The 16,067-nt window shown below is 68.1% G+C and carries 17 protein-coding genes; 6 read left to right on the plus strand and 11 right to left on the minus strand.

Annotated elements, in window-relative coordinates; translation table 11 throughout:
* Positions 1-42: 42 nt before the first annotated feature.
* Positions 43-264 carry a DUF2188 domain-containing protein gene (locus tag AC3WQZ_RS00390; RefSeq protein ID WP_010814536.1) on the minus strand — a complete coding sequence of 74 codons (222 nt, stop codon included), beginning with the start codon at positions 262-264 and terminating at the stop codon, positions 43-45.
* Between the two features lie 173 nt (positions 265-437).
* Between AC3WQZ_RS00390 and AC3WQZ_RS00395 the strand changes: the two genes are divergently transcribed.
* Positions 438-746 (plus strand): hypothetical protein, encoded by a 309-nt coding sequence (locus tag AC3WQZ_RS00395; RefSeq protein WP_010814535.1) that lies wholly within the window; start codon positions 438-440, stop codon positions 744-746.
* A gap of 55 nt (positions 747-801) precedes the next feature.
* Here the strand turns inward: AC3WQZ_RS00395 and AC3WQZ_RS00400 are convergent, their stop codons facing one another.
* From AC3WQZ_RS00400 to AC3WQZ_RS00415, 4 genes are all read right to left on the minus strand, one after another.
* Positions 802-2,160 (minus strand): MFS transporter, encoded by a 1,359-nt coding sequence (locus AC3WQZ_RS00400; protein WP_010814534.1) that lies wholly within the window; start codon positions 2,158-2,160, stop codon positions 802-804.
* Between the two features lie 141 nt (positions 2,161-2,301).
* Positions 2,302-2,526 carry a DUF2783 domain-containing protein gene (locus AC3WQZ_RS00405; RefSeq protein ID WP_058696809.1) on the minus strand — a complete coding sequence of 75 codons (225 nt, stop codon included), beginning with the start codon at positions 2,524-2,526 and terminating at the stop codon, positions 2,302-2,304.
* Between the two features lie 31 nt (positions 2,527-2,557).
* The gene (locus tag AC3WQZ_RS00410; RefSeq protein WP_058696808.1) at positions 2,558-4,282 is read right to left on the minus strand and encodes an FAD-dependent oxidoreductase; all 1,725 of its coding nucleotides are present in this window, start codon (positions 4,280-4,282) and stop codon (positions 2,558-2,560) included.
* A gap of 49 nt (positions 4,283-4,331) precedes the next feature.
* Positions 4,332-5,291, minus strand: a complete 960-nt coding sequence (locus AC3WQZ_RS00415) for an MBL fold metallo-hydrolase (RefSeq protein WP_010814531.1) — start codon at positions 5,289-5,291, stop codon at positions 4,332-4,334.
* Positions 5,292-5,601: 310 nt separating this feature from the next.
* Between AC3WQZ_RS00415 and AC3WQZ_RS00420 the strand changes: the two genes are divergently transcribed.
* Positions 5,602-6,429: an IclR family transcriptional regulator gene (locus tag AC3WQZ_RS00420; protein WP_010814530.1), complete on the plus strand. Its 828-nt coding sequence runs from the start codon at positions 5,602-5,604 to the stop codon at positions 6,427-6,429.
* The gene (locus AC3WQZ_RS00425) at positions 6,426-7,283 is read left to right on the plus strand and encodes an IclR family transcriptional regulator (RefSeq protein WP_011617300.1); all 858 of its coding nucleotides are present in this window, start codon (positions 6,426-6,428) and stop codon (positions 7,281-7,283) included. Before AC3WQZ_RS00420 ends, AC3WQZ_RS00425 begins: the two co-directional genes overlap by 4 nt.
* On the opposite strand, the gene AC3WQZ_RS00430 is transcribed toward AC3WQZ_RS00425, so the two are convergent.
* Positions 7,267-8,247, minus strand: coding sequence for a Bug family tripartite tricarboxylate transporter substrate binding protein (locus AC3WQZ_RS00430; protein WP_058696807.1), 981 nt, complete (start codon positions 8,245-8,247; stop codon positions 7,267-7,269). The genes AC3WQZ_RS00425 and AC3WQZ_RS00430 overlap by 17 nt on opposite strands.
* Before the next feature lie 109 nt (positions 8,248-8,356).
* Entirely contained in the window at positions 8,357-10,351 is a 1,995-nt protein-coding gene (locus tag AC3WQZ_RS00435) for a PAS domain-containing hybrid sensor histidine kinase/response regulator (RefSeq protein ID WP_492299751.1), read from the minus strand.
* 242 nt (positions 10,352-10,593) lie between these two features.
* Here AC3WQZ_RS00435 and AC3WQZ_RS00440 point away from each other — a divergent pair, with 242 nt between their 5' ends.
* Genes AC3WQZ_RS00440 through AC3WQZ_RS00450 form a run of 3 tightly spaced genes read left to right on the plus strand, consistent with a single transcriptional unit; the run spans position 10,594 to position 12,660 of the window.
* Entirely contained in the window at positions 10,594-11,427 is an 834-nt protein-coding gene (locus AC3WQZ_RS00440) for a helix-turn-helix domain-containing protein (protein ID WP_136227868.1), read from the plus strand.
* A complete protein-coding gene (gene flhD, locus AC3WQZ_RS00445) occupies positions 11,424-11,795 on the plus strand; it encodes a flagellar transcriptional regulator FlhD (protein WP_492299752.1) in 372 nt (123 codons plus the stop codon). The genes AC3WQZ_RS00440 and flhD overlap by 4 nt, the downstream gene beginning before the upstream one ends.
* A gap of 22 nt (positions 11,796-11,817) precedes the next feature.
* Positions 11,818-12,660, plus strand: a complete 843-nt coding sequence (locus AC3WQZ_RS00450; protein ID WP_492299753.1) for a hypothetical protein — start codon at positions 11,818-11,820, stop codon at positions 12,658-12,660.
* A 10-nt stretch (positions 12,661-12,670) separates the two neighbouring features.
* Here the strand turns inward: AC3WQZ_RS00450 and gabD are convergent, their stop codons facing one another.
* The 4 genes from gabD to AC3WQZ_RS00470 all read right to left on the minus strand — a co-directional run bounded on the left by gabD (position 12,671) and on the right by AC3WQZ_RS00470 (position 16,051).
* Positions 12,671-14,119, minus strand: a complete 1,449-nt coding sequence (gabD, locus tag AC3WQZ_RS00455) for an NADP-dependent succinate-semialdehyde dehydrogenase (protein ID WP_492299754.1) — start codon at positions 14,117-14,119, stop codon at positions 12,671-12,673.
* A 72-nt stretch (positions 14,120-14,191) separates the two neighbouring features.
* Positions 14,192-14,395, minus strand: coding sequence for a DUF3079 domain-containing protein (locus tag AC3WQZ_RS00460; RefSeq protein WP_041688119.1), 204 nt, complete (start codon positions 14,393-14,395; stop codon positions 14,192-14,194).
* A 96-nt stretch (positions 14,396-14,491) separates the two neighbouring features.
* A complete protein-coding gene (locus tag AC3WQZ_RS00465) occupies positions 14,492-14,707 on the minus strand; it encodes a hypothetical protein (RefSeq protein WP_010814521.1) in 216 nt (71 codons plus the stop codon).
* 108 nt (positions 14,708-14,815) lie between these two features.
* A complete protein-coding gene (locus AC3WQZ_RS00470) occupies positions 14,816-16,051 on the minus strand; it encodes an AI-2E family transporter (RefSeq protein WP_010814520.1) in 1,236 nt (411 codons plus the stop codon).
* Positions 16,052-16,067 lie beyond the last annotated feature (16 nt).

Here is a 16,067-nt window from a genome sequence, read left to right on the forward strand (position 1 = left end):
CAGCGCCGGAGTCTTCAGCGGGGCCTGACGAGTGGCCGGCGATCAGCCCGGAATGGTGCGCGGATCGTGGCCGAAGCTGCTGCGCGAGCGGATCTGCCCGTCGCGGCCGTGGATCAGCAACTCGACGTGCTCGCTTTGCGCCTTCGTGGTGCCGGCCGCAACCGCTTCTTCCTGGGTGGCGTGGTGCGATTCCGCATAGCGCGCACCCTCGTGGATCACATCCCAGCCTTCGTCGTGCGGTACGACGTGTATGTTGCTGCCCATGTCGGGTCTCCTCGATGATCGGTGCTTTCATTGTGGCGCATCTGCGCGCGCTGTCTATCCGGCGCCGTCTGACAGCCGCAAAGGGCACCGGGTTCCACTTTTCGATGGAAATCCCTGGTTATTTGTCGGGCCTCTTGTAAGCTGGACTTGGATCGCAAAAAGAGGAGCGGACCATGCGTGCAAGATTTGCCAGGGGGCTGACGCAGTCGCCGGTGACCGTGGTGGCCCGGGCGTTCGACGGAGAAGCGGTGCGCACTCCCCAGGTGGGCGACCTGGTGACGGTGTATAGCCAGGATCAGGACACCGAATTCAATATCCGCCTGTGCGAGGCCGTCGAGCCCGGCCGCTGGCGCGGCGTGGTCTACGCGATCGGCCGCGGACAGGACGTGCTGGTCACCGCCGAAGGGCTGGAGATCGACGACGTTGTCGAGGTGATGCGCGAGGAAATCGCCTCCGTCATCCCCTGCGGCCGATCCCACTGAACGCTGCACCCCGTGGGTGCGGACATTCCGGTTTTGAAGACGCCTGCGGCCCGGTTCAGGCCGGCCGCGCGGGCTGCCTTGGCACACCCAGCCACATGGCCAGTCCGCTGGCCAGCAGCAGCGCCGCCAGCAGGTAGAGGGCATGGTCCAGGCTGCCGGTCCGGGTCTTGATCTGTCCAATCACCCACGGGCTGACGATGCCGCTGGTGATGCCGATGCTGCTGATGAAGGCGATGCCGGCGGCCGTGCCCGCGCCCGGCAGGTAGCTGGGCGGCAGCGACCAGAACACCGGCAGCGCGGCAAAGATCAGCACCGCGGCCACCGACAGGATGGCCAGCATCAGCGCCAGGCTGGGCAGGTGCAGGGTCAGCGCCGCCAGGGCCAGCGCGCCGCCTGCCGTGCACAGCAGGAAGTGGCGGTGGCGCTCGCCGGTGCGGTCGGAGTGGCGCGCGATCAGGAGCAGGCCGACCGCGCCCACGGCATTGGGTACCACCGAATACAGGCTGACCGACATCACGTCGGTGATGCCGAAGTCGCGGATCATCAGCGGCATCCAGAAGCTCAGCGCCAGCGAACCACAGGTCAGCGAAAAATAGATAAACGCGAACAGGTACACGCGCGGGTTGCGCAGAACCTGCCGCAACGCGTGCAGCGAATGGCCGCCGGCATGTGCTTGCGCGGCCGTGTCGCGCGCCAGGTGGGCACGTTCGCCGTCGGTCAGCCAGCTGGCCTGCTGCGGGCCATCAACAAGGCAGCGCGCGGCCAGCAGGCCCAGCAGCACCGCGGGCGCGCCCTCGATCGCAAACATCCACTTCCAGCCCTGCAGCCCGAGCACGCCGGCCATGTCGCGCATGATCCAGCCGGACACCAGCCCGCCCAGCACACCCGCCACCGCCACGCCGGCAAAGAAGATCGCCATCACCGCGGCGCGGCGGCGCGCCGGGAACCAGTAGGTCAGGTAGAGCACGATGCCGGGGAAGAAGCCGGCTTCGAACACGCCCAGCAGGAAGCGCAGCGTATAGAACTGCGCCGGGGTGGAGACGCCCATCATCGCCACCGAGGCCAGGCCCCACAGCACCATGATGCGCGTGAACGTGCGCCGTGCGCCAAAGCGCGCCAGCAGCATGTTGCTGGGCACTTCGCACAGCACGTAGCCGACGTAGAAGACCGCGGCGCCCAGGCCGTACATGGCGTCGCTGAAGCCCAGGTCCTGCTTCATCTGCAACTGGGCGAAGCCGATGTTGATGCGGTCCAGGAACGACACCACGTAGCAGACGAACAGGAACGGGATGATGCGCAGCCAGACCTTGCGGTAGAGCGCATCCTCATCGTGCGCAGCCAGTGCTGCGGGAGGCAGGGTGGGGGACGTCAGGCTGGATAGGGACGAAAGATCCCCTGAGACCGGATGGCTCATGAACGTTGTCTCCGTACGGTGGTGGCTGCGGCGGCGGGCAGCCGGAGGGTTCCGCCAGTGGGCAGCGTCTTGCGCGCGTTGGCCCGCGATGGTGCCGGGAAAAGAACAGGACAGGCGCGGCGGTACCGCGCCTGTGTCAGGTCAGGCTGGCGTGGTGGCCGGCATTTCGGTCACGCCTTCGCGCGCGGCGGCCATGGCGGCCAGGAGCACATCGTGGTCGCCGATATGGTTGGCCAGCAGCAGGATCAGCTGCGCATTGGCGGCCTGGCTTTGTGCCTCGTCGAGGTCGCGGTGCATCTCGATCAGCGCTTCGTAGAAGTCGTCGGGCCGCGCCAGGTTGGGTTGGGTGTTGAGCGTATTGGGCATGGGAGTCTCCGCGGTGCAGGTCTGGCCGGTCTCAGGCGGCCATGCGGCCGGGCTGCGGGGCGCGCAGGTCGGCACCGGTGGCGCGCGCCAGCGCGGCGCGGATCGCGGCCGGGTCGGGGTGGTGCCAGCGGGCGCAGACATGCTGGTCCGGGCGGACCAGGTAACAGGTGCCGGGCGTGGCACCGTAGCGCGCGGCGGCCAGGCCCTCGTCGTCGCGCAGCACGGTGGCATTGGTGCAGGTCACCGCCGGCTGCGCGGCGTCGGTCACGTAGACCAGCCGCAGCGGCACGCCGCTGTCTTTCAGCGCGGCGAGGCCGGCGAGCGTGGCTGCATCGATGGTGTCAGGGCTGCCGAACACCAGCACCGTGAAGTCCCCGCCCAGGTGCGACAGCAGCCAGCCCGCGCCCTGCGCGCCGGATACCGGCGCGTCGCAGCAGACCGCGCCAGGCACCAGCTTGCAGGCATAGTCCTGGGCATCGTCAGCGGTGTTCAGCGGCGAATCCTGCAGCACCGCGGGCACCGACAGCCGCCCGCTGTTGACCAGGGTGCGCGCAAACGCATGGCGCCTGGACAGGGTCAGCACCGCATCGCGGAACACGCGGCTGACCGCGCTCTTGGGCGTGATGAAGTCGGTGGAACGTGTGGAGTTGCGCAGGTTCTCGTCGGCGGCGTATTCGCGCTCGCTGGCGTAGGTGTCCAGCAGCTTGTCGCAGGCATGGCCCTGCAGCACATAGGCCAGCTTCCAGGCCAGGTTCTCGGCGTCCTGGATGCCGCTGTTGGCGCCACGCGCGCCGAACGGCGACACGCCATGCGCGGCATCGCCGGCGAACAGGATATTGCCGTGGCGGAAGCTGTCCATGCGAAGGCAGGAGAACGTATAGACGCTGACCCATTCCAGCTCGAACTTCACGTCCTTGCCCAGCAGCGCCTGCACCCGCGGGATCACGCGCTCCGGCGTTTTCTCCAGCTCCGGGTCGGCGTCCCAGCCGAGCTGGAAGTCGATGCGCCAGACGTTGTCCGGCTGGCGGTGCAGCAGCACCGACTGGTTCGGGTGGAAGGGCGGGTCGAACCAGAACCAGCGCTCGCTCGGGAAATCCGCTTCCATCTTCACGTCGGCAATCAGGAAGCGGTCGCGGAAGGTGCGGCCCTTGCTGTCCAGGCCCAGCAGCTTGCGCATCGGGCTGCGCGAACCGTCGGCGGCCACCACGTAGCGCGCCGCCAGCGGGTAGCTGCCGTCAGGCGTCTCGATGGTCAGTATCACGCCGTCCTCGGACGTGCCGCGCTGTTCCAGCCCGACCACCTTGTTGCGCCAGCGGATCTCGATATTGGGCAGCGCCTGCGCGCGCTCCAGCAGGTAGCCTTCGAGGTAGTACTGCTGCAGGTTGATGAAGGCAGGGCGGCGGTGGCCGCTCTCGGGCAGCAGGTCGAAGCTGTAGACCTGCTGGTCGCGCAGGAACACCTTGCCGACGTGCCAGCGCACGCCCTTGTCGACCATGCGCTCGCCGCAGCCAAGCCGGTCGAAGATATCCAGCGTGCGCTTGGAAAAACAGATTGCTCGCGATCCGGTGGACAGCGTGCAGTCGTCATCCACCAGCACCACGGCCACGCCGCGCTGCGCCAGGTCGATGGCGGTGGCCAGGCCGACCGGCCCGGCGCCGACCACGACGACCGGGTGGACGGCCGGATCGGCCCCTTTCTGTTGCTCGGCGCAGGGCTGGTACTCGAACGACAGCCGCTGGTAATCGATGCTGCTCATGCCTGTGTCTCCATCCATAGCTTGTTGCCCGACTTATTCTTTTTGGAGGTCAGTCCTGCAGTGCGGCCCACATTTCCTTGTCGCGCTGGGCCGTCCAGATGCGCGGGTGGCGGACGCCGCTGGCCTCGTCATAGGCGCGCGAGACGTCGAAGGGCAGGCAGTGCTCGTAGATAAAGACCTGGCCAAACTTGGGGTCCATCGCGCGCCGGGTGTGCGCCATCGCGGCCTTCAGGTCGAGCTTCTCGGCCACGGCTTCCTTGCCGGCCTGGAACAGCGTGGTGACGAAGTCCTTGGTGTAGGCGATACCCTTGTCCACTTCCTCCGGCGTGGTCAGCGCGGGGCCGCGGCCGGGCACCAGCTTTTCCGGCTTGAGTGCCTGCAGCGCGTCCAGCGTGGCCGGCCAGTCTTCCAGCTGGGCGTCGCCGCAGTAGCAGGCGGCGTCGTACTCGACCAGGTCGCCGGAGAACAGCACCTTCTGCTGCGGCAGCCAGACCACGGTGTCGCCCTTGGTATGGCCCGAGCCCAGGTGGGCGATGCGCACTTCCAGCTTGCCCAGGAACAGCGTGATTTCCTTCTCGAACACCAGCGTCGGCCAGGTCAGGCCGGGCACGGTCTCGACGCCGGCGAACAGGCGCGGGAAGCGCTCGATCTCGGACTTCATGTCGGCCTCGCCGCGCTCGACGATCATCTCGTAGGTGCCGCGGCTGGCGATGACCTGCTGCGCGCCTTCGGCGAAGTAGGCCGACGCGCCCAGCACGCGCACCGCGTGGTAGTGCGACAGCACCACGTACTTGATGGGCTTGTCGGTGATGGTGCGGATGCGGGCGATCAGGTCCTGCGCCATGGCCGGCGTGGCGGTGGTGTCGACGATCAGTACGCCGTCGTCGCCGATGACCACGCCCGAATTGGGATCGCCTTCGGCGGTGTAGGCCCAGGCGTTCTCTGACAGTTGGGTGAAGGTGACCTGCTTGGCTTCCAGGTCGGCCTGCGATGCGAATGCCTTGGACATGGCGTCTTTCCTTTGTGTGGGGAGGCGAGACGGCACCGGCACGATGGCTGCGTTGCGCTGGCCGCGGGCTGTCTCGCCCCGTTTCTATGGATGTCTGACGGCGTGGGTCGCCGTGTTCGGACGGGGTAGTGCAATCTTAGGAAACGTTAAAAAATTAATCAATAGCGAAATGATTAGCCTATGACAAATAATTGAGGCATGCCGCGAACGCCATCGGAGGCAGGTGGAGTTTGTTCGGGTAAACCCCCGTGCGCACGGCAACGGGAGGCGTTCGATTAATATCCGGGTTTTCCGATCACACAGGATGGCAATGGCCAGGCGCAAGGCTGGGGAAGCAGGAACGCAGGCGGACGAGCCCGCTGCGCGTGCCGACAAGGCGCAGCGCGGCATCCAGAGCGTGGAGGTGGGCGGGCGCCTGCTGGTGGCGCTGGCGGTCGCGCGCGCGCCAATGCCGCTGGCCGCGCTGGCCGAGGCGGCGCAGCTGGCGCCGGCCCAGGCGCATGCCTACCTGGTCAGCCTGACGCGGCTGGGCCTGATCAAGCGCGACCACCTCTCCGGCCGCTACGAGCCCGGGCCGCTGTCGCTGCAGCTGGGCATGCTGCACCTGGAGCAGGACGCCGCCTGGCGCGCCGCGCAGCCCCGGGTGGATGCGCTGGCGCAGGCGTCCGGATTCAGCGTGGCAATCAGCATTGCCGGGCCGCAGGGCCCGACCATCGTGCGCTATGTGCCGGCCAGCGCGCCGCTGCATGTCAACCTGCACGTGGGCACGGTGATGGCACTGGCCGCCACGGCCACCGGGCGCGTGTTCTGTGCCTTCCAGCCGCCGGCACTGTGGCAGCCGCTGTGGCGCGCACAGCAGCCGGGCGCGGCCGAGTCCGACCTGGCCGCCTTCAGCGCCAGCCTGGGAGAAATCCGAGCGCGCGGCATCGAGCGCAGCATCGACACGCCCAGCCCGGCTGTCAGCAGCCTCAGCGTGCCGGTGCTGGACGCCGCTGGCGTGCTGCGGCTGGTGCTGACGCTGGTGGGATCGACCGGTGCCATCGAGGTGGACTGGCGCGGCGCTGCGGCGCAGGCCCTGCTGGCCGCGGCGGCGGACATCGGCGCCGCGCTGCGCGATGAAGAGGGGCGCCTGGCATGAGCAGCGCGACCGAAGCCCAGCAAGACCTGGAAGGCGGCAAGCCGCAGCGCGGCATCCAGTCGCTGGACAGCACCGGCCAGCTGCTGGTGGCGCTGGTGGCTGCCGGCCGGCCGCTGGCGCTGCGCGACCTGGCGCTGGCCGCGGGCATGCCGCCGGCCAAGGCGTTCCCGCATCTGGTCAGCCTGCAGAAGACCGGCCTGCTGGCGCGCGATGCCGCGGGCAACTACCTGTGCGGACCGCTGGGACTGGAACTGGGGCTGATCGCGCTGCAGCGGCTGTCGCCGACGCGTGAGGCGGAACCGGAGGTGATCGAGCTGGCCGGCGCCACCGGCCTGAGCGTGGCCATGGCAGTGCTGGGGCCGCTGGGGCCCACGGTGGTCCGGCTGGAGGAATCGGCGCGGCCCCAGCACGTAAGCCTGCGCGTGGGCACGGTGCTGTCGCTGGTCCATACCGCGATTGGCCGCACCGCCGCTGCGTACCTGCCAGCCAACGTGCTGGCGGGCTTGCTGGAAAAGGACGATTTGCGCATGGCCGGCGCCGCCGCGGCCGAAGTGCTTGAACCCGGCGGCAAGCTGGCGCCGGCCTACGCCGGGCGCCTGGCGCAGGTGCGCGCGGCCCGGCTCGACAATGCGCTGAGCCACCCGGTGCCGGGCATCGACACGCTGGCGGCGCCGGTATTCGACCACACCGGCAGCCTGGCGCTGGTGATCGCCGTGATGGGCTCGAGCGGCAGCTTTGACAGCAGCACCGCGGGCGCCACTGCCGCGCTGGTGCGGCAGGCGGCGCGCCGGCTGTCGTGGCGCTTCGGCGCGCCGGACACGGCCTGGGCTCAGGCTATCAGTTGTCCAGCTTGATGTTGGCCGACTTGATCAGGCTGTCCCACTTCTCGAACTGCGCGCGGATATAGCTGCCGAACTGCGCCGGCGTGGCGGGGAAGGGCACGGTGCCCTGGCTGGCCAGCCTGGCGGCCAGGTCAGGCTGCTTCAGCGCCGCCACGATCTCGCCGTTGAGGCGGTCGATCACTGCCTTGGGCGTGCCGGCCGGCGCGGCCACGCCAAACCACGCGGTCAGCTCGTAGCCGGGCACGCCGGCGGCGGCCAGCGTGGGCACGCCTGGGAGCTGGTCAGAGGGTTTCTGCGTCGTCACCGCCAGCGCGCGCACGCGGTTGTCGCGGATATACGGCAGCGCGGTCGAGACGCTGTCGAACATCATGGTGATGCGCCCGCCGATCAGGTCGGTCATCGACGCGGCGCTGCCCTTGTACGGAATGTGCGTGATATTGACAGCCGCCAGGTGGGTGAAGAGCTCGCCCGCCAGGTGCGACGACGAGCCGTTGCCGAACGAGCCATAGGTCAGCTTGCCCGGCTCCTTGCGCGCCAGCGCCAGCAGCTCCTGCACGGTGCGCGCCGGCACGCTGGGATGCACCACCAGCACGTTGGGCAGGTAGGCGACCGAAGCCACCGGCGCGAAGTCCTTCAGCGGATCGTAGCCAGGCTTGTCATAGAGGCTTTTGTTGACCGCCAGCGAGCCGAAGGTGCCGAACAGCAGCGTATAGCCGTCGGCCGGGGCCCGCGCCACCGCGATGGCCGCCAGGTTGCCGCCGGCGCCGGGCCGGTTGTCGATCACCACCGGCTGGTGCAGCCGCGCCGACAGTGCGTTGCCGATCTCGCGCGCCAGCAGGTCGGTGGCGCCGCCGGGCGGAAAGGGCACCACCAGCCGCACCGGCTTGTCGGGATAGTCCGCCAGCGCGGTACCGGCGGCCGTGGCCGCGAACGCAAATACCAGCCCCGCGGCTACGCGCCTGATCCAACCCTGCATCGCTGTCTCCTTTCTGTGATCTGTTGCGATGGAATGGCCGTCAGTGTGTCGCAGCGCCGGCAGGCGCGTGTTTGGAATTGGCGAAGGTCGGGTTCGGTGCCGGAACGGGTCATTCCGGCGGGCGCAGCCGGGCGATGGTGCCGAACAGCGTTTCCAGCTCCACCGGCTTGACCAGGTGTGCGTCGAAGCCGGCGGCCTCGGTACGCTGCCGGTCCGCCGGCTGGGCGAAGCCGGTCAGCGCCACGAAGCGCGTCAGCTCGGTGCCGGCCACGAGGCGCATGGCGCGCACCACTTCGAAGCCGTCCATGCCGGGCATGGCCAGGTCGATCAGCGCGATATGCGGGCGGCAGCGGGGCGCCACATGCAGGGCCTCGGCGCCGTCGTAGGCAATGGTCACCTCGTGGCCGCATATCTCGAGCAGCATGGCCAGGCTGTCGGCGGCGTCGCGGTTGTCGTCGACCAGCAGGATGCGCTGCGCCTGCAACTCGGGTGCGACCGGACCCTGGGCCGGCAGTGCGGCTCCTGGCCGGGCGTCCTCCTTGTGCGAGGCCGTCAGCGGCAGCCGCAGCGTGAAGGTGCTGCCTTGTCCCGCCCCGGCACTGGCGGCAGAGATGGTGCCGCCATGCAGCTCAACCAGTGACCGGCACAGCGACAGGCCGATGCCCAGCCCGCCATGCAAGTCGGTGCCCGGACGGCTTTCCTGCATGAACAGGTTGAAGATCTCGTCGATGGCCTGGGGCCCGATGCCACAGCCCTGGTCCATTACCTGGACCTGCAGTGTGCGGTTCTGGATGGTGGTGGCGATCGTCACCGACGAGCCGGGCGGCGAGAATTTCGATGCATTGAGCACCAGGTTCTGCATGACCTGCACCAGCCGCGTCTTGTCGGCACGCATTGGGATCGAGCCGGCATGGGTCCGCACTTCGACGCACTGCGACTTGGCATCCAGCGCCGGCTGCGCTGCCTCGACGCCGAGCGCGATGATCTCGTTGAACTCGACCGGCTCCATGCGCAGCTCGATCCGGCCGGAGGTGATGCGCCCGATGTCGAGCAGGTCGTCCACCAACCGGCTCAGGTGGGTCACCTGGCGCTCGATCATGGCCAGGCTCCGGTTTGCCAGCACCGCATCCTCCGGCGCCAGCCGCATCGCCGCGAGCGCGCTGTGCACCGGCGCCAGCGGATTGCGCAGTTCATGCGAAAGGGTGGCCAGGAACTCATTCATGCGCTGGCTGGAGCGTTCCAGCTCTTCGCGGCGGCGGCGCTCGCTCATGTCCCGCGTCACCTTGGCAAAGCCGCGCAGCGTGCGTGACTCGTCGTATACCGCTGTCAGGGTGACATTGGCCCAGAACAGCGACCCATCCTTGCGCACGCGCCAGCCTTCGTCTTCCACGCGCCCGACGCGCTGCGCCAGTGCCAGGTGCCGTGACGGCTTGCCAGCGGCAACATCCTCCTGCGGATAGAACACCGAGAAATGACGGCCGATGATCTCGTCGCGGCGGTAGCCCTTGATATAAGAGGCACCGGAATTCCAGCTGACGATATGGCCGCCGGGATCGAGCATGAAGATCGCGTAATCCTTGACCCCCTCCACCAGCAGCCGCAGGGTTTCTTCGCTCTGGTGCAGGGCCTCGGCGGCGCGGCGCCGCTCGGTCATGTCCCGCGTGACCTTGGCGAAGCCGATCAGCCGGCCCTCGGCGTCCTTCAGGGCGGTGATGACGACATTGGCCCAGAAGCGGCTGCCGTCCTTGCGCACGCGCCACCCCTCGTCCTCGAACCGGCCCTGTTCGGCCGCGGCCTTCAGTTCGGCTTGCGGCCAACTCCGGGCGATCGCATCCGGCGTGTAGAACTGCGAGAAATGCTTGCCCAGGATCTCCTCGCGGGCATAGCCCTTGATGCGCGCCGCGCCCTTGTTCCAGCTGGAGACATGGCCGCCGACGTCGAGCGTGAAGATGGCGTAGTCCTGCACGGAGTCCACCAGGGTCTGGTAAGGCACATTGGGCAGGTCGGCCCGGATCTCTTGCGAACGCCCGCCCGATGGCTCGCCAGCGTCGGGGCGAGGTACGCTTCCGGCGGGTTGCTGCGGGTCTTCGGGGTGTCTTGTCATGGCATGTCCTGAACGGCGTCCTGCCGGCGTGGCCCGCCAGCGCATCCGGTGCTGGTCTTGTAGCAAGGATACCCCGCAAGCAGCCTGGCAGGGCCAATGGACGGGGATGCCGGTGGCCCCGGCAGCGCAGGTCCGGATCAGAAGCTTCTGTACTGCAAATCAGAATGTGCGGATTGTCTGGGGAAACTGGCTCCATAGAATGGTTGCACAAGGGCTTTCAGCTCTTCCATCCAGAGGCGCCAATGACACAGTTAGACGAATGCCACCTGCCGTGCGACGGCATGCCGTGCAGCGCAGATTGCCAACTGGCCCGCTTTTGCCTGGGAGGCGCACGGGGCTTGCCGGGCGGCGCCCGGGGCTTCCACCGCACGGTGCGCCTGCGCAAGGGCCAGTGCCTGTACCTGCTGGGCGACCCCGTGACCTCGCTCTACGCAATCCGCGTCGGCACAGTCAAGACCCACGTGACCACGGAAGACGGCCGCACGCAAGTGGTCGGCTTCCACTTCCCCGGTGACCTGGTCGGGCTGGACAGCCTGGCGCATCCGCACTATGCGTCCTACGCCACCGCGCTGGAAGACACCAAGCTGTGCATGCTCGGCATGGACGCGCTGCGCGGCGCCGCCGCCGGCATGCCGGAGCTTGCCAACCAGCTGTTCCTGGCGCTCGGCGGACAGGCGCAGCGCGCACGCGCGCTGCAGACCATGCTGGCGCTGATGACCGCCGAAGAGCGGCTGGTGACCTTCCTGCTGTGGATGGCTGAAGGCTTTGCGGCGCGCGGCTTCTCGTCCTCGGAGTTCGTGCTGCGCATGAGCCGGGAGGAAATCGGCAGCTATATCGGCCTGACGCTGGAAACAGTCAGCCGGCAGTTCTCGCGGCTGGCGGACTGCGGGCTGATCCGGGTGAGGCACCGCACCATCTCGCTGCTCGACAAGCCCGCCTTGCGGGCCATCGCCGAGCGCCCGATGATCTCCGCGCACGCGCCTGCGTGCGATCGGCAGGTGCCCCGGCGCGGCCCGCACGATGCCCGCCGGCTTGCACCGCGCACGGCCGGTGGCCAGGCTGTGGCAGCCGAATGACCAAGCCCGGCCAGCGCGAACATGCAACACCGGCCGGCACCGCGGCTGAAGAGACGGCCAGCGACCTGGTCGGCGAGAGCCTGCGGGAAATCACGGACCTGAACCTCTCCTACCTGCTGCTGGTGCAGCGGCTGATGCGCGAGAACGAGCCCGAGGCCCTGTTCCGGCTTGGCATCGAGCGCGAAGTGGGCCGTGTGCTGGCCGCGCTCACGCCGCAGCAGATGGTGGCACTGGCGCGCTCCAACCTGGTGCTGTGCCGCTTCAGGCTGGAAGACAGCATGCTGGTGGCCGCGCTGACCGGCGCCGAGCCGCTGCATGCCCTGCAGAACATGCACGCGGCCATCGTGATGGCCGCGCAGCGCGGGTAGTGGAACCAAAATCGGAGGCTGTATGACGGGCAAAGCGATGACGCAAGTCGAATGGAAGCGGATGGCGCTCGACCGCGGCCGCAGGGGGGACCACCCGCCCGGGCCAACCCGCATGGAACTCTCTGGCACGCTGCAGATGCAGGATATTGTCCAGGCACTGGGGGCGGAGCCCGATGAGCAGCGCTGTGTCGAGGCAGGCCTCGAGGTGCTCGCGATGGCCGGGCACCCGCCTGCGCGCGCCGTGGTGTCGATGGACCACGGGCGGCCGCCGGCGCTGGAATTCTATGTCGATGCCGCTGTGCCGACCTGCTGCGAACTGGACTGCACCGTGCAGCACGCGATCGCCAGCCGTTTCACCAGCGTGCTGCCGCCGGGCCTGGCAGTCACGGTGCTGCCGCTGGCCGCTTATGCACAGGAAGCCACCGACGAAGTCAACGCGTTTGACGCGGATACCTTGCGCACCTGTGCCCGCGAACTGCTGGGCCGCGGCGGGGAGATGAACCAGCGCCTGGCGGTGGTGTGCGCCTACCTGTCGGCGCTGCATGGCGCGCAGGCCGTTGCCGAGCAGCTTGGCTACCTTGAGCAGAGCCTGCTTGCGCGGGGCCAGGAGGCCTTGTCCTGGCGCCTGCGCCGGCACCGCAGCGTGGAAGGGCGGGAGCTGGCGCAGGCATTGGAAGGACTATCCCGCGCCGCGGCTGGCGCCCTGTATGAGTTCGGCGCCAGTTACAGCGCTGCGCGCGCCAGCTATCAGCTGGAGCAGATGCAGCGTGTCCATGACCGGATCGCGCGCTTTCGCGACACCTGCCGGCACGGCGGGCGCTGCCCCGAGCCCCGGCACGCCGTGTGCGCGGACACGGCGTACTGAGTCGCGGCAATCAGATGCCGGCCATGCAGGTGTACTTGATGACCAGGTAATCCTCGATGCCGTAGTGCGAGCCCTCGCGGCCCACGCCAGACTGCTTGACGCCGCCGAACGGCGCCACCTCGTTGGAGATCAGGCCGGTATTGACGCCCACCATGCCGTATTCCAGGCGTTCGGAGACGCGCCAGACCCGGCCCAGGTCGCGGGCATAGAAGTAGCTTGCGAGGCCAAACTCGGTGTCGTTGGCCATGGCGACGACGTCATCCTCGGTTTCGAAGCGGAACAGCGGTGCCAGCGGGCCGAAGGTTTCCTCGCGCGCGACCAGCATGCCGGCGCCGACGTCGGCCAGTACGGTCGGCTGGAAGAAAGAATGCCCCAGCGCATGGCGCTGGCCGCCCTGCAGCAGGCGCGCGCCCTTGCCGAGCGCGTCGGCGATATGCTCTTCCACCTTGGCCACGGCCTTGTCGTCGATCAGCGGGCCGATGCGCACGCCATCTTCCATGCCGTTGCCGACCTTCAGGGCCGCTACTGCCGCCACCAGCTTCTGCGCAAACGCCTCGTACACGCCCGTCTGCACGTAGATGCGGTTGGCGCAGACGCAGGTCTGCCCGGCATTGCGGTACTTGGACACGATCGCGCCTTCAACCGCCGCGTCCAGGTCGGCATCGTCGAACACGATAAAGGGCGCATTGCCGCCCAGCTCCATCGACACCTTCTTGATCGTCGACGCGGTCTGGGCCATCAGCACGCGGCCAACCTCGGTCGATCCGGTGAAGGTGAGCTTGCGCACCAGCGGGTTGCTGCTCATCTCGCCGCCGATGGCGCCGGCCGAGCCGGTCACCACCGACAACACCCCGGCCGGAATGCCCGCGCGCTCGGCCAGGGCCACCAGCGCCAGCGCTGTCAGCGGGGTTTGCGATGCCGGCTTGAGCACCATGGTGCAACCTACCGCCAGGGCCGGGCCGGCCTTGCGCGTGATCATGGCGGCGGGGAAGTTCCACGGCGTGATGGCTGCGCATACCCCCACCGGCTCCTTGGTCACGACTATGCGCTGGTTGCTGACCGGCGCCGGGATGGTGTCGCCATAGACGCGCTTGCCTTCCTCGGCAAACCATTCGATAAACGAGGCCGCGTAGGCGATTTCGCCGCGCGCTTCGGCGATCGGCTTGCCCTGTTCGGCGGTCATGATGCGCGCCAGATCTTCCTGGCTGGCCATGATCAGTTCGAACCATTTGCGCAGCAGCGCCGAGCGCTCCTTGGCGGTGCGGACGCGCCATGCCGGCAGCGCGCGGTTGGCGGCTTCGATGGCCTGGCGGGTTTCATCGGCGCCCAGTTGCGGGACCTGTCCCACGCGCTCGCCGGTGGCCGGGTTGGTGACGTCGATGCGGCGCTCGCCGTCGACCCAGCGGCCGTCGATATAGCACTGCTGCCGCAGCAGCGAGGAGTCCTGGAGGTTCAGCATGGTTGTCTCGGTGGATGCCGGCGGTGCCGGACGTCTTGTGGAAGCCTGAGACAACGATTGTAATCCGGCGGTCTAGGTTGAGGTCTCTGGCGGACCGGCAGGTGCTTCGATACCCCAGTCGCCGTACTCCAGCCAGTCGTCGCCGAGCAGTTCAATCGGGTGCTGCGTGCGGCTGGAGCCGTTGCCGCAGCCCATGTCGTCTACGGAGCAGTACTTGTCGCAGCCCCAGCAGATGCGCTCGGGGTGGCGGGGATGAAGGGGAAATTTCTTGGCCATGGCTTGCGGTTGGGAACTGCTGAGACGATTATGCCCACACCCGCAAGCCGTCGATTTGCGCAACCGCAAGCACAAGTCAGCCGGGAGCCATCCCGCTCAGTCCCATCCGTCGGCATCCAGCCGGGTCCAGCGGTCGGGCGCCTCGCCATCGGGCGAGGCCAGCAGCAGTGTCTGGCCGCAGTGCGCGCAACGGTACACAAACGCATTCTGGCCGCTGGCGGTGCGCAAGGTCGCCGACATCACCAGCCTGGGATGCGGCGGCACGTGGCCCGGCCGGTCCAGCTGCGACTCGCACAGGTCGCATATAGACATCATTGTTTTCCTCCGCACGATCCCCGGCGTAGCAAGAATGCTGTGGTGCAGCATTCGCTTTTCCAGTATAGCGGCGGATCGATAGTGCCGTTGGGCGATGGCGGGCGGCTATTCGCCAAGGAACTCTGCCACCACTTCGAGCCCTTCAATGTGATCGGCAACCACCTTGGCGATGGTGATCAGCGGGATGGCGAGCAACATGCCCCATACGCCCCAGAGCCAGGTGAACAGGAGCAGTGCAACAAATACGGCCACCGCGTTCATGCGCGCCATGCGGCCGGTCATCCAGGTGGTGACGACCGACCCGATCAGCGTGGCGATCAGCAGCGATCCGACCGTTGCCGCGGCTGCCATGCCGAGCGTGCCGAACTGCATGAAGGTCACCACCCCCAGGCAGACCGCGATTGCCAGGGCGCCGAAGTAAGGCACCAGGTGCAGCGCCGCGGCCGCGATTGCCCAGCTGCCGGCGTTGTGCACGCCCAGCCACTTGAGCAGCAGCCAGGTACAGGCGCCCAGGGCCGTATTGGTCACCAGCAGCATGCCCATGTAACGGCGGATGGAGCGGTTGACCTCGTCCAGCATGTGCACGCTGATCTTCTTCTCGGAAATGGTATGCCCGACCATCTTGATGAACTTGCGCTTGAAGGTATCGCCGGCCAGCAGCAGGAAGTACAGCAGGAAGACCACTACCACTGCCTGTCCGGCCATGGTGAAGATGCTGACCGAGCCGGCCAGCAGCATGTTGTGGATCTGGGCGGGCGCTTGCTCCACCACCACCTGCGTGCCGCGTGCGGGCGGGGGCTGGCCGGTGCCGCTGAGGACGGTGGCGGCGCGACGTACCTTCTGCCACATGGAATCGTCGCCGCTCATCAGCGCGCCGACCGAGCGCGACAGCTTGCTGGCCGTCTCGGGCAGGCTGTTGACGATCGATTCCACCTGCCCCTGCAGCAGGTAGGCGCCGCTGAGCAGGGCGCTCAGCACGGCCAGCAACACCACGGTGCCCGCCAGCGCGCGCGGCAGGCCCAGCCGCTGCAACGCGCAGACCAGCGGGTCCAGCAGGTAGGCCAGGACGATCGCGAGCACCACCGGAATGAGGAATTCGCGTGCGATATGCACGGCGTACAGCGAAAAGAGCGTCGCCAGCACCACCAGTGCCACGCTGGCACGGTGCAGCGAGGCGGTGACGGCATCGGCCGGCACGACTGAGTCAGCCATCTCCGCCATCGTGCGGGACCCGGCGGCGCCCTCGGTGTCGGCGCCGGCATGCGGGCTGCCGTCGGCGGGCAACGGAACGGGCGAAGCAGGGGGCAGCGAAGAAGGCGCGGAATCGGGAATGGTCGACATAGTCGGGCGCCCTGGC

Source organism: Cupriavidus sp. FW305-26 (assembly GCF_058787975.1).